Annotated in this window: 24 protein-coding genes and 1 pseudogene; 17 read left to right on the top strand and 8 right to left on the bottom strand. The window is 61.4% G+C overall.

Annotated features, from left to right (window positions below; all coding sequences use genetic code 11):
* The first annotated feature begins 267 nt into the window (after nt 1-267).
* The 5 genes from AC1D06_RS34850 (at nt 268) to AC1D06_RS34870 (ending at nt 7400) form a co-directional block, all read left to right on the top strand.
* Nucleotides 268-1245, top strand: a complete 978-nt coding sequence (locus AC1D06_RS34850) for a helix-turn-helix domain-containing protein (protein ID WP_477878669.1) — start codon at nt 268-270, stop codon at nt 1243-1245.
* Between the two features lie 85 nt (nt 1246-1330).
* The gene (locus AC1D06_RS34855; RefSeq protein WP_477990346.1) at nt 1331-2005 is read left to right on the top strand and encodes a response regulator; all 675 of its coding nucleotides are present in this window, start codon (nt 1331-1333) and stop codon (nt 2003-2005) included.
* Nucleotides 2006-3400: a sensor histidine kinase gene (locus AC1D06_RS34860; RefSeq protein ID WP_477990347.1), complete on the top strand. Its 1395-nt coding sequence runs from the start codon at nt 2006-2008 to the stop codon at nt 3398-3400.
* Nucleotides 3401-3502: 102 nt separating this feature from the next.
* Nucleotides 3503-3652, top strand: a complete 150-nt coding sequence (locus tag AC1D06_RS34865; RefSeq protein WP_477878666.1) for a hypothetical protein — start codon at nt 3503-3505, stop codon at nt 3650-3652.
* Between the two features lie 49 nt (nt 3653-3701).
* The gene (locus AC1D06_RS34870; protein ID WP_477990348.1) at nt 3702-7400 is read left to right on the top strand and encodes a hypothetical protein; all 3699 of its coding nucleotides are present in this window, start codon (nt 3702-3704) and stop codon (nt 7398-7400) included.
* A gap of 60 nt (nt 7401-7460) precedes the next feature.
* Here the strand turns inward: AC1D06_RS34870 and AC1D06_RS34875 are convergent, their stop codons facing one another.
* The 3 genes from AC1D06_RS34875 to AC1D06_RS34885 all read right to left on the bottom strand — a co-directional run bounded on the left by AC1D06_RS34875 (nt 7461) and on the right by AC1D06_RS34885 (nt 10292).
* The gene (locus AC1D06_RS34875) at nt 7461-8342 is read right to left on the bottom strand and encodes an ABC transporter permease (protein WP_477878664.1); all 882 of its coding nucleotides are present in this window, start codon (nt 8340-8342) and stop codon (nt 7461-7463) included.
* 12 nt (nt 8343-8354) lie between these two features.
* A complete protein-coding gene (locus tag AC1D06_RS34880) occupies nt 8355-9173 on the bottom strand; it encodes an ABC transporter ATP-binding protein (protein WP_477878663.1) in 819 nt (272 codons plus the stop codon).
* 102 nt (nt 9174-9275) lie between these two features.
* Nucleotides 9276-10292, bottom strand: coding sequence for an ABC transporter substrate-binding protein (locus tag AC1D06_RS34885; protein ID WP_477878711.1), 1017 nt, complete (start codon nt 10290-10292; stop codon nt 9276-9278).
* A 224-nt stretch (nt 10293-10516) separates the two neighbouring features.
* Between AC1D06_RS34885 and AC1D06_RS34890 the strand changes: the two genes are divergently transcribed.
* From AC1D06_RS34890 to chrA, 3 genes are all read left to right on the top strand, one after another.
* Complete coding sequence (locus AC1D06_RS34890) at nt 10517-12544, top strand: bifunctional DedA family/phosphatase PAP2 family protein (protein ID WP_477878662.1); 2028 nt, start codon at nt 10517-10519, stop codon at nt 12542-12544.
* A 115-nt stretch (nt 12545-12659) separates the two neighbouring features.
* Nucleotides 12660-13478, top strand: coding sequence for a chromate resistance protein ChrB domain-containing protein (locus tag AC1D06_RS34895; protein WP_477878661.1), 819 nt, complete (start codon nt 12660-12662; stop codon nt 13476-13478).
* 1 nt (nt 13479) lies between these two features.
* Nucleotides 13480-14886 (top strand): chromate efflux transporter, encoded by a 1407-nt coding sequence (chrA, locus tag AC1D06_RS34900; protein WP_477990349.1) that lies wholly within the window; start codon nt 13480-13482, stop codon nt 14884-14886.
* Nucleotides 14887-15154: 268 nt separating this feature from the next.
* Here the strand turns inward: chrA and AC1D06_RS34905 are convergent, their stop codons facing one another.
* On the bottom strand, nt 15155-15538 hold the full coding sequence (locus AC1D06_RS34905; RefSeq protein WP_477878659.1) for a low affinity iron permease family protein: 384 nt from the start codon (nt 15536-15538) through the stop codon (nt 15155-15157).
* Between the two features lie 83 nt (nt 15539-15621).
* Here AC1D06_RS34905 and AC1D06_RS34910 point away from each other — a divergent pair, with 83 nt between their 5' ends.
* Nucleotides 15622-15846: a hypothetical protein gene (locus AC1D06_RS34910; protein WP_477990350.1), complete on the top strand. Its 225-nt coding sequence runs from the start codon at nt 15622-15624 to the stop codon at nt 15844-15846.
* 97 nt (nt 15847-15943) lie between these two features.
* The gene (locus AC1D06_RS34915) at nt 15944-17089 is read left to right on the top strand and encodes an extracellular catalytic domain type 1 short-chain-length polyhydroxyalkanoate depolymerase (protein WP_477990351.1); all 1146 of its coding nucleotides are present in this window, start codon (nt 15944-15946) and stop codon (nt 17087-17089) included.
* Nucleotides 17090-17141: 52 nt separating this feature from the next.
* Here AC1D06_RS34915 and AC1D06_RS34920 read toward each other — a convergent pair whose 3' ends face one another.
* Both AC1D06_RS34920 and AC1D06_RS34925 read right to left on the bottom strand, forming a co-directional pair.
* A complete protein-coding gene (locus tag AC1D06_RS34920; RefSeq protein WP_477878656.1) occupies nt 17142-17738 on the bottom strand; it encodes a general stress protein in 597 nt (198 codons plus the stop codon).
* 28 nt (nt 17739-17766) lie between these two features.
* Nucleotides 17767-18078: a hypothetical protein gene (locus AC1D06_RS34925; RefSeq protein ID WP_477679647.1), complete on the bottom strand. Its 312-nt coding sequence runs from the start codon at nt 18076-18078 to the stop codon at nt 17767-17769.
* Between the two features lie 204 nt (nt 18079-18282).
* Between AC1D06_RS34925 and AC1D06_RS34930 the strand changes: the two genes are divergently transcribed.
* The 3 genes from AC1D06_RS34930 (at nt 18283) to AC1D06_RS34940 (ending at nt 21168) form a co-directional block, all read left to right on the top strand.
* Nucleotides 18283-19095 (top strand): alpha/beta fold hydrolase, encoded by an 813-nt coding sequence (locus AC1D06_RS34930; RefSeq protein WP_477878655.1) that lies wholly within the window; start codon nt 18283-18285, stop codon nt 19093-19095.
* A complete protein-coding gene (locus AC1D06_RS34935) occupies nt 19070-20224 on the top strand; it encodes a PAS domain-containing sensor histidine kinase (RefSeq protein ID WP_477878654.1) in 1155 nt (384 codons plus the stop codon). The genes AC1D06_RS34930 and AC1D06_RS34935 overlap by 26 nt, the downstream gene beginning before the upstream one ends.
* Before the next feature lie 65 nt (nt 20225-20289).
* Nucleotides 20290-21168: a transglutaminase family protein gene (locus tag AC1D06_RS34940; RefSeq protein ID WP_477878653.1), complete on the top strand. Its 879-nt coding sequence runs from the start codon at nt 20290-20292 to the stop codon at nt 21166-21168.
* A gap of 119 nt (nt 21169-21287) precedes the next feature.
* On the opposite strand, the gene AC1D06_RS34945 is transcribed toward AC1D06_RS34940, so the two are convergent.
* Nucleotides 21288-21479 (bottom strand): CsbD family protein, encoded by a 192-nt coding sequence (locus AC1D06_RS34945; RefSeq protein WP_477878652.1) that lies wholly within the window; start codon nt 21477-21479, stop codon nt 21288-21290.
* A 228-nt stretch (nt 21480-21707) separates the two neighbouring features.
* On the opposite strand from AC1D06_RS34945, the gene AC1D06_RS34950 reads away from it, so the two are divergent.
* From AC1D06_RS34950 to AC1D06_RS34960, 3 genes are all read left to right on the top strand, one after another.
* Nucleotides 21708-21917, top strand: a complete 210-nt coding sequence (locus AC1D06_RS34950; protein ID WP_477878651.1) for a hypothetical protein — start codon at nt 21708-21710, stop codon at nt 21915-21917.
* 25 nt (nt 21918-21942) lie between these two features.
* Nucleotides 21943-22335: a low affinity iron permease family protein gene (locus AC1D06_RS34955; protein ID WP_477878650.1), complete on the top strand. Its 393-nt coding sequence runs from the start codon at nt 21943-21945 to the stop codon at nt 22333-22335.
* Between the two features lie 168 nt (nt 22336-22503).
* Nucleotides 22504-22914, top strand: coding sequence for a response regulator (locus AC1D06_RS34960; protein ID WP_477990352.1), 411 nt, complete (start codon nt 22504-22506; stop codon nt 22912-22914).
* Nucleotides 22915-23060: 146 nt separating this feature from the next.
* Here the strand turns inward: AC1D06_RS34960 and AC1D06_RS34965 are convergent, their stop codons facing one another.
* The gene (locus tag AC1D06_RS34965; protein ID WP_477878648.1) at nt 23061-23294 is read right to left on the bottom strand and encodes a hypothetical protein; all 234 of its coding nucleotides are present in this window, start codon (nt 23292-23294) and stop codon (nt 23061-23063) included.
* 306 nt (nt 23295-23600) lie between these two features.
* On the opposite strand from AC1D06_RS34965, the pseudogene AC1D06_RS34970 reads away from it, so the two are divergent.
* Nucleotides 23601-23998, top strand: a pseudogene (locus AC1D06_RS34970) (hypothetical protein); the annotation flags it as partial.

Genomic DNA, 23998 nt, shown 5'->3' on the forward strand with positions numbered 1-23998 from the left:
AGCGAGCGGAGAACAGTATATTATCTCAGAAAGCGCCCTGAAGTTGAGCCAAATAGCAACGAAATAACGCCATTTTTTGGAAACAATTCTTTTACAACGCGTCTCCGCTTGGAATTTTATTTGTATATAAAGTGTAATAACTCCGCTTCGAATTGAAATTCCGCATCCCTGTTCAGAAATATTGCCGCCTACAACGAATATTTACATATCGCCAAAGTCCGCTATATATTGCGGGTCTTAGGTGAAACGCTGTTTTTCTTGGGGCCGATGAAGCAGCCGGACAAATTCGAGTTATCGCTCAAGGAATCGGCGAATATCTCAGTTTTCATGGAGAAACTGGGGGCGGCAACGGGCAGTCGCTACCACATTTTGTCAAGGCGCGATAATGTGCGCCACTTCGCCAGCGCCAGAGGATTGACCGGTCCAGGATTTGGCATGAGCCAGATTTCGTGTGAGGATGGCCTGCGCGCAACCATCAGCGCGTCTCTCATCGGTACGGACGAGGTGCGGATTTATCTGCCCGCCGCCGGCTCGCGGATCGGCATCAGCCAATTCAAGAATGAAAACGTGTCCCGCTTCGGCGAGGCCGTCGTCAGCGTATCTGCTGAGGCATCCAGCATACTTTATGGCGCCTATCAGGAAGATGCGCGGTCGAAGATGACGAGGATCGCCATTTCCCGGGACCTGTTGAAGGACTATGTCAGCAGTTCCGATCTGCTGGTGGGCGGCTTCATCGGCAAGACGAATGGCTATCTGGGCTTGTTTACAAGTTACGTTCAGTCGGCGATGAGAGAGGCTGACGCGCTGGATGCCGCAGGAATGAACGTTGTGTCCCGTCATCTGGTTGAACTGGCCGCTTTAGCCATCGGCGCGAATATGCGCGGCCGGGACGCGGCTCGATCCGGCGCGCTTGCAGGCGCGCGTATCGCCGCGGCCAAAGCATTCATCCTGCGCAATCTCGCAAATCCCGCTTTGAGCGAAGATGCTATCGCGCAGCATGTCCGCATCTCACGCACCCAGTTGCGGCGCGATTTCGAGATGGATGGTGAACCGATTGCGACATTCGTTCGGCGCAAGCGGTTGGAGGAGGCCTTCCGACAGCTAACCGAACCCGCGGGCATGAACCGCAAAGTGATCGACATCGCCTTTCAATGCGGCTTCGACGACGTGACGACTTTCAACCGCGCCTTTCGCCGCCACTTCGGCTTTACGCCGACCGACGCGAGATTTTCCGGGAAGCTTTGAATGGATCATGTGCAAGGCAAGCCATGGTCTCCAACAAAGCTTGTGGGCTTTGCTTCGACGGCGAGAACTCTGATACAAGGTTTGAATGAAACTGCTTCTCGTCGAAGACAATCGAGAGCTCGCTTCCTGGCTCGGCAAAGCGCTGCGCCAGGGGCAATATGCCGTCGATATCGCCCATGACGGCGAAGACGCCGACCAGTTGCTCAAGGTGGCGGACTATGCCGCCGTGGTGCTCGATCTCGGCCTGCCGAAAATGGACGGCATGACCTTGTTGAAGCGGTTGCGCAAAGCCGGCAACAAGGTTCCGGTGATCATCCTCACGGCCAATGCCGGGCTCGATGGGCGCATTGCCGGGCTCGACAGCGGCGCCGATGATTATCTCGCCAAGCCTTTCGAAATTGCCGAACTGGAAGCCCGTCTCAGGGCCGTGATCCGACGCGGCCATGACAGGGCAGCGCCAGAAATCGCCATTGGCGATCTCGTCTTCGACGGCGGCACGCGGCAGTTCGTGCTCGGCGGCGAGCCGCTGGCTTTGACGCCGCGCGAGCATTCCGTGCTTGAACATCTGGTGATGAAGGCCGGCACAACAGTGACGAAGGCGTCGCTTTCGGAAAGCGTCTTCGGCTTCGATGATGCGGCGGACGCCAATGCGATCGAGATCTATGTGCATCGCGTGCGCAAAAAACTCGAGGGCAGCAATGTGCAGATCGCGACCCTGCGCGGTCTCGGCTATCTCCTACGCCAGTCGGCGGGGAAATAGATGCCGATCCGTGATCTCGGCCGTCGTCTCGGACATTTCAGCCAAAGCTTACGCGCCCAATTGTTTGCCTGGGTGACGCTGACGCTGATCGCCGCCATCTGCGTCAACCTCTATCTCAGTTTCCGCTCCGCCGACATCACTGCCAATTTGGTGACGGACCATACCCTGCTCGCATCCGCGCGCGTGATCGCCGAAGCCGTGCATGCGGATGCACGCGGGACCGTGGGTGTCGATATCCCGCCTGCAGCACTTGAAATGTTCGATACCGGCTACCGCGATCGCGTCTATTACCAGGTGATTACCGCCTGGGGTTCGCTGGTGGCCGGATTTCCGGACCTGCCGAAGCCCGGCAAGAACGAGAATGGCGAGGACGCCACGTTTCATGGCGAGCGCGTCAGGGTCGTGCGGCTCGCCCACCCCGTCGTCGGGTTGAGCCGTGACAGCGACATCTCCTTGACGGTCGCGGTCACCCAGAACAGCCAGCGGGCATTGCGTCAAAGCCTGTGGCTGGCGGATTTCGGCAAACAGCTCATCCTTGTGCTGCTTGCAGGCCTGGTGACGATCTTCGGCCTGCAGCGCGGGCTCGCGCCGGTGCTGAGGCTGCGCGACGCGGTGCGCGAACGCGGCCGGGAACGTCTCGATCCCCTGCCCCCGGACATGGTTCAGACGGAACTCAGGCCACTCGTCGGCGCGTTGAACGATCATATGGAGCGGGTGCAGAACCAGATGGCGGCGCAGCGGCGCTTCGTCGCCAATGCCGCGCATCAGCTGAGAACACCGCTGGCACTGCTCTCCACCCAGGCGAGCGTCGCGGCCCGCGAGGACGATGCCGTCAGGCGCGACGAGGCCCTGCAGGCGCTGCGCGACAGCACCCGCCAGGTGGCACGGCTTGCCAGCCAGTTGCTTACCCTCTCACGCGCCGAACCCGGCAGCCGCCGGCCGAGGCAGGACCGGATCGAGCTTGTGGAAACCGCGCGCAAGATCCTGGCCGACCATGCCGAGACCGCACTTGCCCAGGAGATAGATCTCGGGCTGGAAGCGGACATGTCCGCGACCGTCGTCGGCGACGCCACCATGCTCAGGGAAATGATCGTCAACCTCGTCGACAATGCCCTGCGCTATACGCCCCCGGGCGGAAGGGTGACCGTCACGGTGTCCCGCCGGGACGGACAGGCTGAACTTCTGGTGGAGGATAGCGGCCCCGGCATTGCGGAATCCGAACGCAGCCAAGTGTTCGAGCGTTTTTACCGGGTGATGGGAACGAAGGCCGAAGGCAGCGGCCTAGGGCTTTCGATCGTCAAGGAGGTCGTCGAGGTCGCCGGCGGCAGCGTCTCGCTCGGAGAGTCGCGGGAGGGCGGTCTGCTGGTGACGGTGCGGTTGCCGGCGGCGGATTGAAGGGATTATGGCGGGTTGGACGTCGTGAGGCCTTCTCCATGGCCCCAGCTTGATCGCCGGATACTTGTCCCTTGCGGCTGATAAGTTGCAAAGCAAATACAAATGCTTGACAGGTTGCGCGGCAAACGCGACTATATTCGACAGGTGACGAGCTGGGGTGGAGTTGCAGTGACGCTGGTGATAATTTTCCTGTCGGGTGCGGTTGTAGCGCCCGCACCCGAAATCGTGCGCGGCCTTATCCATGCCAGCTGATGTCCTGCTCGGTAGCAATGCCGGCGCTGCGATGCGCTTCCGGAATGGCTTGCTTGCCGCCATCGAGATTGCGCGCGCCGAATTGACGCTTGCGATCCGTGAATCGCTGGAAACATCACCTGGCGATATCAGTGTTGGCAGGCTCCGGGTCGAACCCATGAGTCCCGGCCCAAGGGCCTTTTACGAGTCTCATCAGGCGACCCAGCACCTCGCCGCCGGTGTGCAGCGGACGCTGCAGCTAGACAACGAGATCAATGCAGTCACTGGCGAGGACCGCACCCAAGGCCAGCGCTCAGAGATCAAGGCGCAGCTCACAGTCGAACTGCCTAAGGCCGCACCAGGCACCTGGCAGCTCTCGATCGACGATGTCATCCATTGGCAAGCCAAGGGCAAGTCACTCGATATCACGCTTGCGAACGGGGTCGAGCTGGCGCTCGCGGCCAACGGCGAGGGCACCAGACTCGAGGTGGCCGCCACCGCCGATGGCGGCATCGAGGCAAAGGTAGCGCCCGGACCGTTGGGCGGCACGGCAGAGCTCTCGCTGCGTTGCACAGGCTTGACACCGACAGCCGACACCGCGGTGCTGTGCTGGCCGGAACAATGGCGCGAGGCGGCCATCGCGCTCGCTGCGGTTCCGGACCGGCGCTATGTGCCGCTCATCGTGGTTCCTCAACTCACCGTGAGCAAGGAAGAGCATCTCGCGCTCTATCGCACCCATCGGTCGATGGTCGATGCAACGCTGGAACGCGCCGGGACGATCAGCATGCGGGACATGGCCGAGGACGAAACCCAGCGGGCAGATCTTGCAGCTGAATCTGCCCAGTCGCGTCGCCTGATAGAAGCACTCGCCCAACGGCGTTCGATCGCCAAGCGCAATCTGATGCTGCGCCATGCGCTGGCGGACCTCGGCATCAGGCGTGCGATCCTTTTGTTCGAGCCTGAAGACGAGCTGGATATAGTCGCGCCGGAAGCGCCTGAAGGCGACGCGTTACCAGCGGCGCGTCCGCAAGTCCTGTCCGAACGTGTCGAGCGTGTCATCCTGCTCCCCGACCAGGGTGCCGGAACGCTCGAAGCCTTCGCGCAGCGTTGCGCGATGGAGCTTGGCGGTGATGCGGCAGCGCGCGGGTGGGTGCATGCGGCGAGCAACAGCGCTGTCGACGTGCTCGCAGCACTGCATGAAGCACGGCTTGCCGGCGCGTTGCTCCAGATCCCGGAGACGCCGCCCGGTCCGCCGAAGGTACGCTCGACCGGGCCTGAACCAAGTGAAAACCACGTCGTGCTGGTCGAAGCGCGCAACGATGCAAGCAGCCTCGTGGGTGCGGTCTACGCCGCCCATCTGGGAACGCGACTTGTCGTGACCCCGCCACCGCGGCTAGGGGCGGTGCGAGAAGCGATCGCCGAGATGCAGCGGCATGCGCAGAAGGATGACCGGCCTTCTGCCAATACGACCGCAAGCGGACCCTTCCGGTGGCTTGGCACGGCAGTGCGGCGTACGTTTTTCAAGGGCGCACGCGCCGACACCCTGTCTTCACTCGAAGATGCGGTTTCTGCCGCAGTGCCGGCGGAGGCATGCCGTGCGGTGGGTAAGGCGCGGCTCACCGCGTTCACGACTGGCCTTCCCTATGGCTTTGTCTCCTTCGAAGGGCAAAGCTGGGCGGAAAAACCGATCGGTCACGTGATCGAGGATGCGGATCTGCAGCTCCTCAGCGACTTCGCAGCGCAGGCCACGCTCGATCCGCTCGCATCGTTCAATCTGGTCATGGGTTCCGGGTTGTTGCAACGCTCCGGTACGGAAGAGATCGGGACCAGCCTCACCGGTCGTTTGAGCGACACTCTGGTGGTTCGTTCGGATTCGGAACCAATCGACCCCGCCTCTATCAATGACCTCTTGAACACGCTGCCGGTCGACTTCGTGTTTTTCAACACGCCTCGCAGCTATGATGGAATTCACTTAGGCCCCTATGAACTACGTGCTTCCGCCATCCCGCAATGGAGCGAGCTATACCGGCGGCCCATAGTGCTCAACAATTCGTCCCTGTCCTGGACGAATATGAGCCGTCAGTTCGTGCGGATCGGCGCGCGCGCCTATGCCACTACATTGTGGGACGTGGACGCCTACGATGCCGCGAAGATCGGCGCGTCGCTGATAACGCGCCTTGCCCGGGGAGGCCAGCCGCTGAGCGAGATGCTTGCGCGCGGCGGCCAGGAAACTGCGCGCGCCTATATCGGCATCGGAACTGCGCTTGCGCGATATGCCGGCCGGGCCGGCGACCGCGCCGCTGGCAGCAGTACCGCGGCCGTCGCTCAGCTAGAACGCATGCTGACGGCAGTTCGCATCGCACGTAGCACGATCGAAGACGGTGGCATGGCGGCGCGCTTCTATAAGGCTTATCTCGAGGCCCGCCGTGCGCTTGCGGCGGAGCGGGCCTTCGAATGCGGCTTGGCACTCGCCGAACTCATCTGGTGTGAGCTGGAAGAATTCAGGGAAAAGCGACGTTGGTTCAATCCCTCGCCCAAATTCCTGCTGGACGTGGTGGCGGACGGCGAAGCCTTGCTTGCCGCAGCAGAACTTCCTGCCGAGCGCACCAACCCATGGCGCCTGCGCCTGCTGCACTCACGCGGCATGTTGCGATATGCTGTCGGGGCATTTGCGGACGCGGAAGCGGACCTTCTAGCCTGCCTCGATGACGCCTCGCTAGACCCTTGGCTGCAGCGCACGGTCGAGCGTGTGCTGGTTGACAGGATGATCAGCAGCGGCCGCTGGAGCGAGGCGCTGCCGATCGCCCAACGCATGCGCGAGGAGGCTCGTGCGAGCGAAAACACCTACGGTGAGATGCTGGCCTGCGGTCGTATCGCGCAGATCATGAAACGCCTGCGGGGACGGCATGAAGAAGGGATATCGGCTGCACTCGAAGGCGAGCGGCTCGCTGTTGCGCATGGTGATCCCGTAGAGCAATCATCCTTCGCGGTCGATCTGTCGGCACTCTATTTGCTGGCGAAACAGTTCGACAAGGCGGTGGAAGCCGCAGAGCGAGCCTTGCGCTACGCGAACCTTGCCCAATCCGAGATGAGCGAACTGTCAGCTTTTGGCACGCTTGGCCAAGCTTATTTCTACGCCGGTGACTATGGAAAGGCGCGCCACTATGCCGAACGCGGCTTGCAGCGTGCCATCGAACTCGACCTGCCCCAGCGCATCAACGCGTTCCGCGGTGACCTCGCCACGCTTGATGAACGCGAAGGCATTGCCCCGGCGGATAACCTCGCGGAAGACCTCGACGCATTGGAGCAATCCGGCAGTGCGATCCCGGCTGTCACCCGCGCAGAGCATCTGGGGGATTTGATGGCGCGTTCGGCGCGTAGCGGTGACCCGGAGCTTATTGGCCGCGCAACAATCACGCTCCCGGCGCAGCTCAGTACCGATCGTGATGTCGCAGACAGGATCCTCTTCGCGCTCGGCGAACAGTTGCTCATCGCCGTCCGCGACCTGCCGGCAGAGCAGGCCTTCAAGTTCCTATTGGTGGTGAACAACACGGCATCTTCTCTGATCGATGACAAGGCGGATGACCGGTCGTTTTCGGTGGTCACGCGCCTCGGCTATTTTGCCCAATATGCTACCGTGGCACTTGGAGAAGCCTTGCGTGGTGACCGTGAGGAGGCATTGACGGCTGCCGCTGAGGTCGACGAGTTGATGGGCGACACGACGATGACCGAGGCCGTCAATTTCTTCCTGAAGCGATCGGCTCAATAGCTGAAAGGCGCGAGCTGGCGTCTCGCGCCTTTGCAAACGGGCCGTAGGATCACACCAACTTCACTGCGTGTCCAGATGCTGCTGCGGCCGCCATTTCGCCAGGCGGTTCTCGATGATCGTCATGATATATTCCGCCACCAGCGTCACGACCATGACCAGGAGGATGGCAGCGAACATGCCGGCGGCGTCGAATGTGCCCTTCGCAATCGAGATCAACTGGCCGATGCCGAAGCGGGCGCCGACGAATTCGCCGACGATGGCGCCGATGATGGCGAAGCCGAAGGAGACGTGCAGGCTGGCGAAGATCCAGCTCATCGCCGAGGGGATGATGACGGTGCGCGTCACCTGCCAGTTGGAGGCGCCGAGAATGCGGGCATTGGCGATCATGTTGCGGTCGGCTTCGCGCACGCCCTGGAAGGCATTGGCGAAGACGACGAAGAACACCATGATGAAGGCGAGCGCCACTTTCGACGCCAGACCCAGCCCCATGATCATGATGAAGATCGGCGCCAGAACCACGCGCGGGATCGAATTGATCGCCTTGATGTAGACGGAGAGCACGTCCGATGCCATCCGGTTGCGGCCAAGCCCAACGCCGACGATGACGCCGGCGACCGAGCCGAAGACGAAGCCGATCAGCGCCTCTTCCATCGTCACCCAGAGATTATACCAGAGAGACCCCTGGCTGGTGCCGTTCACTGCCCAGTCCCAAAGCCTGACAGCGATGGCGCTGGGGCTGGCATAGAAGAACGGATCGATCCATCCGAAATCCGAGCCTAGCTCCCAGAGGCCGAGCAGGATCACCAGGATGGCGATCTGCCAGAACAGCACCATGTGCCTGCGGCGGCGGATGGATTTGAGTGCGGCGGCTTCGATTTCGGCATCGGACGTGCCGGGGGCGAATGCGACGCGCGGGGTGGTTTCAAGGGCGATATCGGCCATGGTCGTGTTCCCTCAGGCCGCTTCGGCGGCGCGGCGATAGCTGGTCTCGACCTCTTCGCGCAGGTCGTCCCAGATGGTGCGGCAATAGGTGATGAAGCTCTGCTCGTAGCGGATCTCGGAGACGATCCTCGGACGCGGCAAGTCGATCGTGTAGACCGACTTGACCGTGGCGGGGCCGGCTGTCAGCACATAGACCTTGTCGGCAAGTGCCACGGCCTCTTCGAGATCATGGGTGACGAAGACGACGGAGGCCTTGCGCTCGGCCCAGAGTTTCAACAGTTCCTCGTGCATGACGGTGCGGGTTTGCACGTCGAGCGCGGAAAAGGGCTCGTCCATCAGCAGGATTTCCGGCTCGTTGATGAAGGTCTGGGCCAGCGAAACGCGCTTGCGCATGCCGCCCGAGAGCTGGTGCGGATAGTGATGCAGGAATTTCGACAGGCCGACGCGGGCCAGCCAATCCTTGGCCGCCCTCTCCGCCTCCGCCCTGGATTTGCCGCGGAACAGCGGGCCGGCCATGACATTGTCGATGACATTCTTCCACGGAAAGAGCGCATCGGTCTGGAAGGCGAAGCCGACGCGGCGGTCTATGCCGCTGACGGGGCCACCCATCAGCCGGACTTCGCCGGCACTCGGGCGCGCCAAGCCGGTGACGAGATTGAGCGTCGTCGACTTGCCGCAGCCGGTCGGGCCAACGACGGCGACGAATTCGCCGCGCTCGACGGTCATGTTGAAATCGCGTAGCGCGGTCAGCGACTTGCCGGTGGGCGAGACGAAACGGCGGCTGACATTGATGAGCTCGATGGCCGGGCCAGTCGATGATGAGGTCTGCATGATGATAACCTGACGGCGTGCTTGAGCGGGCGTGCACGCGAAAGCCCGTTGGAAACGGCGAGACCGCCCCCAGCCGAAGCCGGAGGCAGCCTGCCGGGAGGATCACTTGACGGCCTTGACGAACTCGGTCGTGTAGGTCTTCGACAGGTCGATCTGCTTGCCCTGGATGTTCTTGGAGAATTCAGACAGCACGGCGAGCACGGTCTTCGGCCCATCCTCCGGCATCACGCCATCGGCCGTGAACATGCCCTTGCCGGCGTCGAGCGCTTTGACATAGCCGTCCTTGTCGCCGAAGTAGAAATCGGCCGGCAGCTTGTCGGCGATTTCAGCGGCCGAATGGGTGTTGATAAAGCGCAGCGTCTTGACGAAGGCATTGGCAAGCTTCTGCGCCTCGTCCTTGTGCTCCTCTACCCACGACGTCTCCATATAGAGGGACGCTGCGGGATAGGTGCCGCCCAGCGCCTTGCGGGTGGTGTCGACGGTGCGCAGGTCGACGAGGACATTGGCCTCGCCGGTCTTCATCAGCCGCGAAATGGTCGGCTCCGTGGTCATGCCGGCCTGGATCTGGTCCTGCTGCATGGCGGCGATGAAGGTGGCACCGGCGCCGACCGGTACTGTCACCACGTCGCCCGGCTGCAGGCCGGCCTTGGAGGCCATGTAGAGGGTGAGGAAATTGGTCGACGAGCCGAGGCCGGTGACGCCGAGATTCTTGCCCTTGAAATCGGCCGGTGACTTGATCTCCGGATGTTTGGCCGACACCATCTCGACTTCGCCGGGCGCCTGGCTGAACTGGACGATCGATTCGACGAACTTGCCCTTGGCCTGGAGGTCGACGCAGTGATCGTAGAAGCCGACCACGCCCTGCACCGCGCCGGCGAGCAGCTGGTTTTCGGCATCGACACCCGCCGCTTCGTTGAGGAGTTCGACGTCGAGGCCCTCGTCCTTGAAATAGCCGAGCGCTTCGGCAAGCTTGGCGGGCAGGTAGATCTGCTTCTCGTAGCCACCGACCATGATCGAGATCTTGTCGGCGGCATGAGCCTCAACGGCGTTCAGCGTCGCCGCGAGCGCGATAGTGGTAAGAGCGACTGTATGAATTAGGTGTGTGCGAAAGGCTCGCATCGAAATCTCCTCCTGGCTGTTCGTCATCGCTTGCCGCGCCATCTTTGCGATGATGCGTTCCTCCGCGATGCCGATGATCTTAGCCAACCCAACCTTTCAGCTAGCTTTCAGTTTCGGGAGGATGGAGAAATGATGAGTCCATCTCGACCGGGCAAAGTCATGCAGACGATATTCAGCTGCAATTCGTTAAATCTGGTCACAATGCGCATGGAGATAACTGCCCAGTGTTCACAGACCTGCTTTCGGGCATCACCGCACTGATCGAGCAGCATGGCTATGCTGCCTATGCCCTGATCTTCCTTCTGGCGATGTCCGAGGCATTGCCGGGCATCGGCATTGTCGTGCCCGGCACAGCCGTCATATTGGCCGTCAGCGCACTGATCCCGGCCGGCGTGGTCAAACTATGGCCGATGCTCGCCGCCACCGCCTCGGGTGCGATTGTCGGCGACGGCCTGTCGTTCTGGCTCGGCCATCGCTATCAGCGCGCGCTGCTGTCCGCCTGGCCGCTCAACCACTATCCAGCCATGGTCGAGAAGGGGGAAGCTTTCTTCGCAAGGCATGGCAATATGGGCGTGTTCCTGGCTCGCTTCATTCCCGGCATTCGGGCAGTGGTGCCCCTGCTCGCCGGTATTGTCGGCATGCCGCCCTGGCGTTTCTATCTCGTCAATGTGCTCTCCGCGATCGCCTGGACGCTCTCGCATGTCCTGCCTGCCGTGTTCGTCGGTGCGGCTTTCGCCGAATTCGGCAAGGCGGCCAAGCCGCTCGCCATTCTCCTGGCGCTGATCATCGTGCTCCTATGGCTGGCATGGACGCTACTGCGTTGGGCCTTGCGCTACGGCCTGCCGCGCCTGGTGCGCATTCTCGCCAGGACCCGGGGCTGGGCAAGACGCGGCGACGGGATTGCCGCGAGAACAGTGTCCCGCCTGATGGGCAGGACGCCGGGCGATGCGATCGCGCTGCTTGTCGCCGGCGTCGTGATCGTCGCGGCGGCGTGGATCTTCCTCGGTGTGCTCGAGGACGTCATCAATGGCGATCCGCTCGTGCAGGCAGACAATTCGGTATTCCAAGGCTTGCGGGCACTGCGCACCGACGCCGGTGACGCCATCATGATCAGCCTCACGGAACTCGGCGACACGGTCGTGGTCAGCGCCGTGACCACCGCTGTGTTCCTGCTGCTGGCGCTGCGTCGCGCCTGGCGCAGCGCGCTCTTCCTGCTGATCGCCGTCGCCGGCGGATCGCTGGTCAATACGGTGATCAAAGCGACTTTGCACCGGACCCGGCCTGGCGAGATGGCCTATGGCGGCTGGAGTGAGTTCTCGTTTCCAAGCGGCCACAGCACGTCGAACGCCATCCTTTATGGCTTCCTCGCCGTGTTGATCGCACGCGAGCTTCGCCCTGCCTGGCGCTTGCCGCTTGCCTTCGCGGCCATGCTGATGGCTGTGTCGATCGCCTTCTCGCGCGTCTATCTCGGCGCGCACTGGTTTTCCGATGTCGTGGCCGGCTTGTCCTTCGGCACGCTCTGGCTGACGGCCGTGTCCTTCATCCTGTTGCGCGGCCGACAGGAGGCCGTCGGACCGGCGCGGATCGCTACAGCAGCGGCCGTTGCACTGCTGGTCGCAGGCGGTCTCAACATTCACCACAACCACGCGACCGATATGCGCCGCTATGCCGTGCAACAGGCAATTGTGACTGTCCCGCTGCAATCCTGGCTGCAGGACGGCTGGAGAGCCCTGCCGGCGCGCAGGATCGACATTACCGGCGAGGACAAGGAACCGTTGACTTTGCAGATCGCCGGTGCACTGGCCGACATCGATAGCCGCCTCGCCGCCAAAGGCTGGAAAGAGCCGCCATCTCTGGTCTCCAATGCAAACGCCTGGCTGGCGCCGCATTCCGGACCGGACCAACTGCCCGTCTTCCCGCTGCTCGCCAGCGGCCATGCCCCCGACCTGCTGTTGGTCCACCCCGATCCGCAAGGCGTCCGTGGCCGGTTGGTGCTGCGGCTCTGGCAATCCGATCTCAATGTCGATGACGGGCAGCTTTCTCCGGTCTGGTTCGCCTCGGTGGTGCATGAGCAGTTGTCGACGTTTGGCTGGATGACGACGCGGGCAATTTCCGACCAGGACTATTCCGGGCCGCGAGACGCGGCGGCCGCAGCCTTTGCCACCGTCAGCCAGGTTAAGGGCGGCGAGCCGGCCGATGGTTGGGATGGAAAGGTCAATCTCATCCGGGCAGATCCGGTCCGATCGCCATGATCCCGCTTGACAGGTGCGGCGCGGTTTTGCGATGACAAAATCCTGGGGTCTGCGATCACCCCACGAGGCGACAGCCGAAATCGCGTCCATTCAACCCTCACCGGAAGGACGCACCATGCCCTCGTTCCTGGAAATCACCCCCGACCGCCTTAACCGCCTGATCGGCACGCCCAATTGCCCTGACCTCATCGACGTGCGCGTCGACGAGGATTTCGACGCCGACCCCCGCCTGATCCCGGGCTCGCGGCGGCATCCTCACACAGACCTCAGCTGGATCGAGCGCCTTGACGCGGAAAGCGCCATCGTCATCTGCCAGAGGGGCAAGAAACTGAGCCACGGCGTGGCCGCATGGCTCCGCCACCACGATATCCCCGCAGAAGTGCTCGAAGGCGGCTTCGAAGCGTGGGTCTCGCAAGACCTGCCCGCAGTGCCGGTCTCGCGCTTGCCGCTCCGCGACGCGCAGGGCCGCACCGTCTGGGTGACCCGGTCGCGGCCGAAGATCGACCGGATCGCCTGCCCCTGGCTGATCCGCCGCTTCGTCGATCCCGATGCCGTCTTTCTCTTTGTCGCGCCATCTGAGGTCGAGCTGGTGGCCGACCGCTTCAACGCTGTCCCGTTCGATATCGACTCCGATATCTTCTGGAGCCATCGTGGCGATCTCTGCACCTTCGACGTCATGGTCGAGGAATTCGGCCTCGGCACCGCGCCGATGCAGCGCTTCGCCACCATCGTCCGCGGTGCCGACACCTCCCGTCCGGAGCTCGCGCCCGAGGTTGCCGGCCTGCTTGCCGCCTCGCTCGGCCTGTCGCGGATGTTCAACGACGACCTCCAACAGCTCGAAGCGGGCATGACGCTCTACGACGCCTTCTATCGCTGGTGCCGGGACGCCACCGAAGAGACACACAACTGGCCCACCAACAAGAAAGGGTTTTGAGATGTCCGAGACCGCTTTGAATGGAGGCGCCGAAATCGCAGGTGCGGAACACGCCCACGGCGTCTCCTTCGCCGAGGYGTTCTGGGTCTGGGTGCGGGTCGCGGCGCTGAGCTTCGGCGGACCTGCGGGGCAAATCGCCGTCATGCACAGGATCATCGTCGACGAAAAGCGCTGGATCGGCGAGCATCGTTTCCTGCATGCATTGAACTATTGCATGCTGCTGCCAGGGCCGGAGGCGCAGCAGCTCGCCATCTATATCGGCTGGCTGATGCACCGGACGCTCGGCGGTCTGGTTGCCGGCATCCTGTTCGTGCTGCCAGGCTTTCTCTCCATCCTCGCGCTGAGCTACATCTACGTGATCTTCGGCGATGTCTCGGTGGTCGACGGCCTGTTCTTCGGGCTGAAAGCCGCGGTGCTCGCCGTTGTCGTCCAGGCCGTGTTCCGCATCGGCGGCCGAGCGCTGAAGAATAAGCTGATGATCGGCATTGCTGCAGCCGCCTTCATGGCGATCTTCTTCTTGCATGTGCCCTTCCCGCTGATCATCCTCGCCGCCGGCATTATTGGCTATGTCGGCGCGAGGACCGGATCACCGTTGTTCCGGGCGGGCGGTGGCCACAAGGCGGGGTCTGGCCCCGTGCTGAGCGATGCCGATTCCTGCCTCGGCGAAGCGACGCCCCCGCATGCGCGGCCGAACGTGTCATGGTCGCTCAAGATGTCGGTCGTGCTGCTTGCGCTCTGGATCGTGCCGGTGGCCGCATTATATGCCGCTTTCGGCCCCAGCGACGTCTTCACGCAGATCGCGGTCTTCTTCTCGAAGATGGCTGTCGTCACCTTCGGGGGAGCATATGCCGTGCTTTCCTATGTCGCGCAGCAGGCCGTCGACCATTACCACTGGCTTAAGCCCGGCGAGATGCTGGACGGTCTCGGCATGGCGGAAACCACGCCGGGTCCGTTGATCCAGGTCGTGCAATTCGTCGGCTTCATGGGCGCCTACCGCGATCCCGGAACGCTCGGCCCGCTGACGGCGGCGACGCTCGCCGCGGTGCTGACCACCTGGGTCACCTATGTGCCGTGCTTCCTGTGGATTTTCCTCGGCGCTCCCTTCATCGAGAAGCTGCGAGGCAATGCCGCGCTCGCTGGAGCGCTCTCCTGCATTACCGCCGCCGTCGTCGGCGTCATCCTCAACCTGGCGATCTGGTTTGCGCTGCACACCCTGTTCTCACGGGTTCGGCCGTGGGCGCTTGGTCCGATCGAACTCGATGTGCCGGTGCTGGCGTCGATTGTCGTCCCTTCGCTGGTGCTCTCGGTCGCCGCGGCAATCGCCATCTTCAGGTTCAAGATTTCACCGATCACAACGCTCCTGACATGCGCGGCAATCGGGGTGATCTGGAAGATCTCGATCGGTTAGGCGCCTGGCGGGATGGCCGCTTTGCGGCAAAGCAGTCGTCGACGATGGCTCAGCGAGAGGGCAGTATCACCTTCCACGCGTCCCACGAACCACGACGGTACGACGCAAACTAAAGAAATCGATTGCGCATGGGTTCCCGTAGCCGGCAGACCGTTCTCGACTGGATCGTCAGGTGTGCCTTTACGACAAAACGCTCGCTCCTGGCGCAGACCTGCGGTCGCACCACGAATAGTCACCAACGAGGCAACGGCCAAGTTCATCCAAGTGTTCAGGCCGTGCTTCTTTCTTCGGCCGCTTCATTGACACACTCCGCCTTGCTCGCGAGATCATCACTCATCTCTCGCAGCTGCTTTTCGTCGAGCTTTTCGATCCCGACAAAGCGATTGGCAGCTTGGCTCGACAGGATGAGTTCATCGAGTTTGGCTTGCAGCGCCTTGCCGTCCCTGTTCTGGGAATTCTGAAGCACGAACACCATCAGAAAAGTGATGATCGTCGTGCTGGTGTTGATGACGAGCTGCCAAGTCTCGGAATAGTTGAAGAAAGGGCCTGACGCGGCCCAGGCAAGAACAAGGGTCACGGCGGCCACGAAGGTTATAGGTTTGCCGGAGGCACTTGCGACGGCAGCTGCGAACTTGGCGAAAAACTTTGACACGGATGGACTTCCAATATGAGAGGTGCAGGGATGTGCGCCAATTCAACTGTCACCCTTCGCTTAAGTTCCCGGATGACTTGAGGATGACGCGAAATGTCGCAAGCCAGGGCTGGGTGTGGCGTTTCGGCATCAAGAAGCTCAACCGGTTGAAGCTTTCAACCAACGGGAATGCAGATTTCGTCTTCATTCAACCAGCCGTGCGGGCGCGCTTCACGCTTGCTGGCGGCTGCTACGAGATACCGTCCCCCAAGGCGTCGAGCAAGCGTTCGAGCCGATCGAGACGCGTGGCCTGTTTCGCGGCAGACTGAAAATCCCGTTTCGAAAATCTCGGAACCAATTGGTCCGAAAGCGTACGAAGCGAGATAAGTCGCCAATAAATTTGTGCAGCGCAGCATTCGTGCCTACTTGTCGTATTCACGCCCGTGTCGGGCGAAGGAGACGGATGTGCTTAGAAATCAAAACAAACGTGCGCTGGTCGAGCTGACGGGCTTCGGACCCAACCCCGGTGCGCTCAAGTGCTGGCTCTATCTGCCGAGCATTCTGGCTCCGAAAACGCCGCTGGTGGTCGTGCTGCATGGTTGCACCCAGGACGCAGCAGGCTTCGACCGCGGCTCCGGCTGGACACAGTTGGCCGAGGAGATGGGGTTTGCGGTACTGTTTCCCGAGCAGCAGCGCGCCAACAATGCAAACCTTTGCTTCAACTGGTTCGAGCCGGGCGACACGCACCGCGATGCCGGGGAAGCTCGGTCTATCCGCGAAATGATCGGCCATGCCGTAGAGGCGCACGGCTTGGATGGGGGAAAAGTGTTCATCACCGGGCTGTCAGCCGGCGGGGCAATGGCCAACGTCATGCTGGCGACCTATCCGGAGGTTTTTGCGGGCGGGGCGATTATCGGCGGACTGCCATACGGCGTGGCCTCCGGTGTCGGGCAAGCCTTCGAAAGGATGCAAGGTCGCAATTCCCCCAGTGCGGCGCCTTTGCGATCAGCTTTGGCGCTCACCTCTTCGGGAGTAAATTCACTGCCCCGGATCTCCATCTGGCACGGCACGCATGACCAGACCGTGAGACCCGTCAACGCCGCGCAGGTTGCCAGTCAGTGGGTTGGTGCGCATGGCGGCGACGACGCAGCGGACAGCGTCAGCACTGTCAACGGACACACCCGAAAAATCTGGCTCGACAAACAAGGCAACGAGGCTGTCGAACTCTACCTGATCAAAGGCATGGCACATGGCGTTCCTCTTTCGGTGAGTGGAAAAGTTCCGCTCGGGGAGATTGGCTCGTTCATGTTGGAGACGGGGATTTCATCGACCGCGCGCATTGCGAAAAGTTGGAACATCGTCGGCGACCTGGATGTGGCGACCTTCGAGGGAACAACGAAACCGTCATCGTCCCAGCCGGTCTTCGAGGGCGTGGAATCGCTCGTCGAAAAGGCGATGGCCTATGCGAAATCAAAAACGCCGGCAAAAGTCGCGGCGGGCAGAAACGGTCACAGTGACGGTGTCGGCAAAGTCATCACCGACGCGCTACGCGCCGCCGGACTGATGAAATAACGATCTGGGAATAGAGGGACGCCGACGGCATTCAACCGTCGGCGCCGCTCATTCAGACACGCGAATATCGGCTGCGTTCCTGTTCGATCTGGCCAGTGCTGTAGGGGTCGAGCGCCGGATCGAAACCCTTCCAGCCCTGCTGCTCGTATGCGCCGCGGCGAACACTGGGATCAACCCAATTGGAACCACGGAGAATGCCTTCGGCCTGGGCATAGCGGCCTTCATCGACCTTGGCGGTCACCAGCGTGCCGCCGCGGCGGACACCTTCGGCGTAAACCTCGGCATCGGCCTCCGGCACGCCTGAACTCGTGAGAGCGCCGATCAAGCCGCCCGTCGCACCACCAACAACGGCACCGCCTGCCGCGCCGACTGCCAGTGCGGCGAGCCAGCCCGCCGCAACCACCGGCCCGACGCCGGGAATGGCGAGCATGCCGAGGCCGGCGAGGAGACCGCCTGTACCGCCGACGACAGCCCCGACGCCTGCGCCGGTGCCCGCATCTTCAGCCGTATTGGACTCGTCCTTGTAGTGACCGTCGCCGTTGTTCGAGACGATGCTGATGTCGCTGTCAGGAATGCCGGCGCTTTTGAGATTGGATACCGCCGCGCTGGCGTCGCGATAAGTGTCGAAAAGACTTGTAACTGTTTTCATTGAATGACTCCTTGGTTTTGAAAATTGCTTACTGAGCGACGACGTTGCCCTGGTAGTCCAGCGCAACCGACGTCGACTTGCCATCCTTCATCGCGGTGCCGCGCCAGATGCCCTTGTCGTCCAGTTGGAGTCCGCTCACATCGGTAAAGCCAGCGTCTGCAATACGGCCCTTTGCCTGCGCTTCGGTGAAGGAGTTCTTGCCTTCGACGGGAGCGTTCGCGTTGTTGGTGCCGGACGTGGCGACCGCAGGCGTCTTGGTTTCGGTGGCCGTCGTCGTTTGCGCAAATGCCTGGCCTGACACCGCGGTGAGCAGCGCCGCTGCCAAGATAATGTTTTTCATGAATTTTTCCTTGTTCGGGCCGGAAGCGACCCGCATTCTAGAAATGCGCTCGCACCCGCAACGTTCCGGTATTGTGTTTCGTCCACCGCCTCTGTGCGATACCGTACGGAGCGCGCGAACGGCCGGCAGAAGGGCAGGCAAGTTGGTGGCTAATTGTTCCCGCACATGCTAGAAAACGAGAGGCTTGTTCCGGAAGGGTATGTCATGAGTATTCTCAAGCGGAACAACGTCTCCGTTCGCGGACAAGGTTCTGAAACGATCATGTTCGCCCACGGCTTCGGTTGCGATCAGGCGATGTGGCGCTATGTGGCGCCGGCGTTCGAGGAGCGCTGCAGGATTGTCCTGTTCGACAATGTCGGCGCGGGAAAGTCCGACCTTGAAGCATATTCCTACGACAAATACGCCTCGCTCGACGGCTATGCCGACGACATCGTGGAAATCGGCCGGGAACTGGGTCTGAGGGACGCGGTTTTTGTCGGCCACTCGGTCAGTGCCATGATTGGCGTGATCGCCGCCAAGAAGGCCCCCGAACTGTTCAAGGCGCTGGTTCTCGTTGGCCCTTCGCCTCGTTATCTGAACGACGAAGAATATGTGGGGGGCTTCACCAGGGCTCAAATGGACGAGCTTCTCGATTTCCTTGACACCAACCATCTGGGCTGGTCGACCGCGATGGCTCCGGTGATCATGGGCAATCCGGAACGTGCGGAACTCGGGGAGGAACTTGCCAACAGCTTCTGCCGCACAGATCCTGATATCGCAAGGCATTTTGCCCACACCACCTTCCTTTCGGACACCCGCGACGCCCTCGACGGTGTCGACATACCGGTTCTCGTCCTCCAATGCTCCGATGACGTCATCGCACCCGAAGCCGTCGGCGAATAYGTCCATCAGCGGCTGGCGAACAGCAAGCTCGTCGTCATGGAGGCCACAGGCCATTGCCCGAACCTGAGTGCGCCTGAAGAAACAATCGCCGATATCAAAGATTTCCTCAATGACATTACCCGAACAGCCGCATGAGCTTTCCGACCTGATCGACGACTTCGAGGACTTCTTCGAACGCTCTCGCAACGGATACGTGACTGTTTCGCCTGGCGGTGCGATCCTGCGGGCGAATTCCCGGATGACGGCTTGGGTCGGTTACACGACGGATGACCTGAGGGGGATGCAGATATCCGACCTCTTCAGCATAGGCGGCAAGATCTATTTCGAAACCCATCTCCGACCATTGCTGCGCATGCAGGCCATGTTCGACGAGGTCGCTCTCGAACTGGTTTCCAAGGACGGCAAGCGGCTGCCCGTGATCGCCAACGCCGCGGAACGCAGAGACGAGCTGGGAATACCGATATTCATCCGCTTCACGTTCTTCCAGGCCATGCACCGCAAGAACTACGAGCAGAACCTTCGCGACGAACGCTCGAAAGCGATAGAGGAACGCAAATTCCTTGAGGTGGGATTGTCTGGGGAGCGCGAAACGGCAGCGTTGCGGGAGCAGTTTATCGCCGTGCTTGGCCACGATCTCCGCAATCCGCTGGCATCGATCGATGCAGGCATGAGAATGCTTGCAAAGACACCGTTAGATGCCCGGGCAACCTCGATTGTCGATCTCGTCCGCAACAGCACAGCGCGAATGGCAGGCCTGATCGACAACGTCATGGACTTCGCGCGCGGAAGGCTGGGCGGCGGCATACCTATCGATCGGCACGCGGTGCAGCTCGAACCGGTGTTCCGGCATGTGATAGAAGAGTTGCAGGTTGCCAACCCCGAGCGGGAAATCAAGTCGGATATCAATATCCCCGACCCAGTGACTTGCGATCCAGGCCGTCTTTCGCAAGTCCTGTCAAACCTGCTCGCCAATGCGATAGCCCACGGGGCAAAAGACGGACCCATACGCGTGACGGCGGGCCAGCCCGACGGCGGCCTTCTGTTGTCGGTCCACAATACGGGCGCCGCAATCCCTGCCGACATTCTCCCCACCCTGTTCGAGCCCTTCTCGCGAGAGAATGTCAGGGCAAGTCAACAGGGTCTCGGCCTGGGTCTCTACATCTCTTCGGAGATCGTCAAGGCGCATGGGGGCACCCTCTCGGCATCCTCCGATGAAAGAGAAACCTGCTTCACGACGAACCTTCCCGCTCCCTCCTCCTTATAGGTCTGCCGGGCCGCGCGTCGTTTCCCACGTCGTGGCCGCTCGGCGCGCCGCAGCAAAGGTCACAAATGCCGAAACTCAGCATCCATCACCGGACCACCTACCGCTATCGGGAGACCGTCTCGCTTTTGCCTCACAGACTTATGCTGAGGCCGCGGGAAAGCCGTGAACTGAAGCTGCTCAGCCATGACGTTGCCGTTTCCCCGGAAGCGCAGCTCAATTGGTCAAACGACGTTTTCGGCAATACGGTCGCGTCCGCCGCGTTCCTTGCCCGCAGCGATGTGCTTGTGGTGGACAGCCTCGCCAAGGTCGATTTGACGGCGGCGGCGTGGCCCGTGTTCGACATCGCCGCATCGGCCATCAACTATCCATTCCTCTACGATGACAAGGATTGGATCGACCTCGGCGCTTTGGCGGCGCAGCAGTATAATGACAGCGACGGCAGGCTTTCGACATGGGCGCGGGGGTTTGTCGCCGGCAATCCGACGGACACCTTGTCGCTGCTCAAAGACGTGAGCTCCGGCATCGCGTCTTCGATCTCATACCAAAGCCGAGAGGAAGAAGGCACCCAGACACCCACGGCAACACTGGACCGTGGATGGGGATCCTGCAGGGATTTTGCGGTCCTGTTCGTCGAGGCAGTGCGCAGCCTTGGCTTCGGTGCGCGAATAGTTTCCGGCTACCTGTTCAATCCCGACAGCCGGCTGGCGGGGTCGACCGACAAGGGATCGACGCATGCCTGGGCCGAAGTCTTCGTTCCCGGTGCCGGCTGGATCACCTTCGATCCGACGAACCGCAGCATGGGCGGCGCCAACCTGATCCCGGTGGCAGTCACCCGCGACATCGTCGAAGCTGTTCCCGTAACCGGGAGTTTCACGGGCCGAACGGATGCCTTCCTGGGCATGGACGTCGCGGTTGAAGTCAAGGAAACCGAAGGCTTGGCATAAGACCCCAGCCGTGAAATGATCGATCGACGCTGAGGGCGGCAGCGGCCAACCTTCGGACAACGAAAAGGGCGCTCCCCCGGAGGTCGAGCACCCTTCTTTGTTCTCACTGATATCGACGGTCAGGCGCGGTCGATGACGTCCTTGATGGCGTCCTTGGCCTTGCCCTTGGCCTGCTGGGCATCACCCTTGGCTTCCTGGACAATGCCCTTGGCCTGCATCTCCTCATCGTCCATTGCCTTGCCGAGACCCTGGCGCGCTTGGCCTGCGAGTTCGTTCGCCTTGCCGGCGACCTTGTCGGTGGTGCTTCCCATGATGCTTTCCTTCTCTTCGGACGTGATTGTCTCAATGACCAGACAACGGCGCAGTGACCCATCTGTTCCACCGGCATCCCGCCCAATCGAGCCCCAGCGCACAATCCAGATCGCGAGAAGCCTGTCTATTGGAAACAGGACGGTGGCCCGGTTGGAAGCGGTCCTGTAGCGATCAGGAACAATCCCGCGCATTGGCGGTTCCTGAGGGAATGATCCGTGGAGGTGAGCATGACCGAGCGCCAAACGACAGCCGTTGAGCTTGCCGAAGAGTACCGTCGCCTGGGCGGCACCCGCAGAGTCGTCACGGACGACAACAAGATTTCCACGCGCATTTGGGAAAAGGAGCCGGCGGAAGCGGCACGATTTTGGGAAGAAAGGGTCGTTCCCCGCGGTAGGAAAGGCCGCGAGGAGGTCGAAACCCTTCTGCCTTCGATCTGACGGCCGAGGACAGGCTGGCGGTCAGATGAGCCTTTCCTTCAGTCAGGCGATTGCACGCGCTCAAAAGCTCGGTTCGGACGCCGCTTCATTTTGGGTGGGGCATCACCTCACCGTGGCAGGGATGACAACGCTTGTCACCGGCTGGATCGCCTACGGCATGGTCGCCGGCTTCACGCGCGAATGGTTTCTGCTCTGCAACATGTTCGGGACGCTAATGGCTTTCCTGATCCTGCTTCTCCTCCAACATGCGCGCAGCCGCCATACTCTTGCAGTTCAGGCCAAACTCGACGAACTCATTCACTCGAGCGAAGCCGGCAACCATTGGATTGGGGTTGAAAGACATACGCCGGCACGGCTGGAAGAAATGCGCACGCACCATCGAGCAGCGGCCGAAGCCGGCGGAACATCGGATCGATAGGAACGATTTCCAGTCAAGCAACTCGACCGCCCCTCTCCCGCAGCTGGAGATCGGCCCCGCCATCGTCCAGGAGGAGGTCGCCGCCTCGAATTCCTCCATTTCTCATGTATCTCCGCTTGCTGCAGAAGCATTGCACGCCTCGGGAACCAAAGCCCATTGGGAAACTTGATGGAGATGACACAAGAAGAATTCTCGCAGTTGAAGCCGCCTGTCGCTCTTGTCGTCGACGACGAGGCTCTGATCCTCATGGATACTGCCGACATGATCTCCGACGAAGGCTATGCGGTCATCCAGGCCACGACCGCAGAGGCGGCATTCGCCTTCCTCGTCGAACACCCGGATCTGCAATTGCTGTTCACCGACGTGCAAACCGGTGGCGCCATCGACGGCTTGCAGCTGGCGCGCGAGGTCGCAAAGCGTTGGCCGCAAATCTGCGTCGTCATTGTGTCGGGCGCAGTCCGGCCCCTTCCTTCCGAACTTCCCGACGGTGTGGTGTTCTTAGCGAAACCGCTTTCGGTGGCGCGTGTGCACGAAACGATCAAACAACACTGTGGGAAGCCGCTGACGCCAAGGCAGTGAACGGCCTTTCCGCTGAAAAGAACTGATAACCTCGTCCTGCCGGGCCATCCGTTGGCGTCTTTGTCGCGCGATGAAATGGCGGCGAACGAAAACATCAATCAAAAAGGCCCGCTGAGCGGGCCTCGAACGTTTCAAATATCCGCAGGTCAGTACTTGTTCACGTGCCGGCGAATGACTTTGTGGCGGTGACCCGTCCGGTCGACTTCGCTGCCGATCGTGTAACCGGCAGCCCCGCCGATGACGGCACCAACTGGGCCACCAACGATTGCGCCGGCGACAGCGCCGCCAATGAGTCCGGTCGTCTTGCCATCGGCCGCAAATGCCGATGGAGCGAAGGCGCCAAATGCAATGACAGCGGCGGCGATGATTATCTTTTTCATTTGCTTTTCTTTCTGTGTGAGGCAGCTGTTATACAACCCGTCGCAGAAACAATAGTTCCGAAATAAACTTGGGGTACAGAGCGTCACCGGCTGGCTTAACTTTATCGATCATCTCGGCGAGGCGGCCGGACGATCTCGCCAGGCGGCGCGAGCGGCAATACCTGAAGTTATTCGGGACACAAACAATCGCACCAGCGTTGTAATCTGTCGCAACCTGCCCCACTTACGACCCATCGGCAGCTTCTGGCACGGGCACTGTCGCTCGAGGGTACTGAGATGGCCCTGGCCCCGATCAAAGGAGGACTGATGTCTTCCATCGTCCGTCACCATAGTTCACTCTCCAACCTCCGAATGATCGGGCGAGTCCTCGACATCATCGGTGTCTTTGATATCGATACCGATTGGCATCTTGAGCGCAGAATGCGCTATGGCAGTGTTGCAATCGATGCGTTCCAGGACGGAATGACCCCGGAGGACGCGATTGCGGGGAAGCTGTCGAGCCAATTCGAGGTGTTACATGCCGCCTCTCTCCGGCCTCGCAAGGCATCGTTCCACGAAGATGAGATCAGCCGATGGGAAAACGAAGGCGGCTATGCCGGTGGCAATGAAAAACCGGCGTCTTACCAGTTTGGCAAGCGATATGAGAGCGACGGAACGTGGACGATTTACCATGTCTTCACGGGGCAGCCAGCGCAGTACGGCAC

It is taken from the genome of Rhizobium sp. P2_G2 (genome assembly GCF_056403555.1).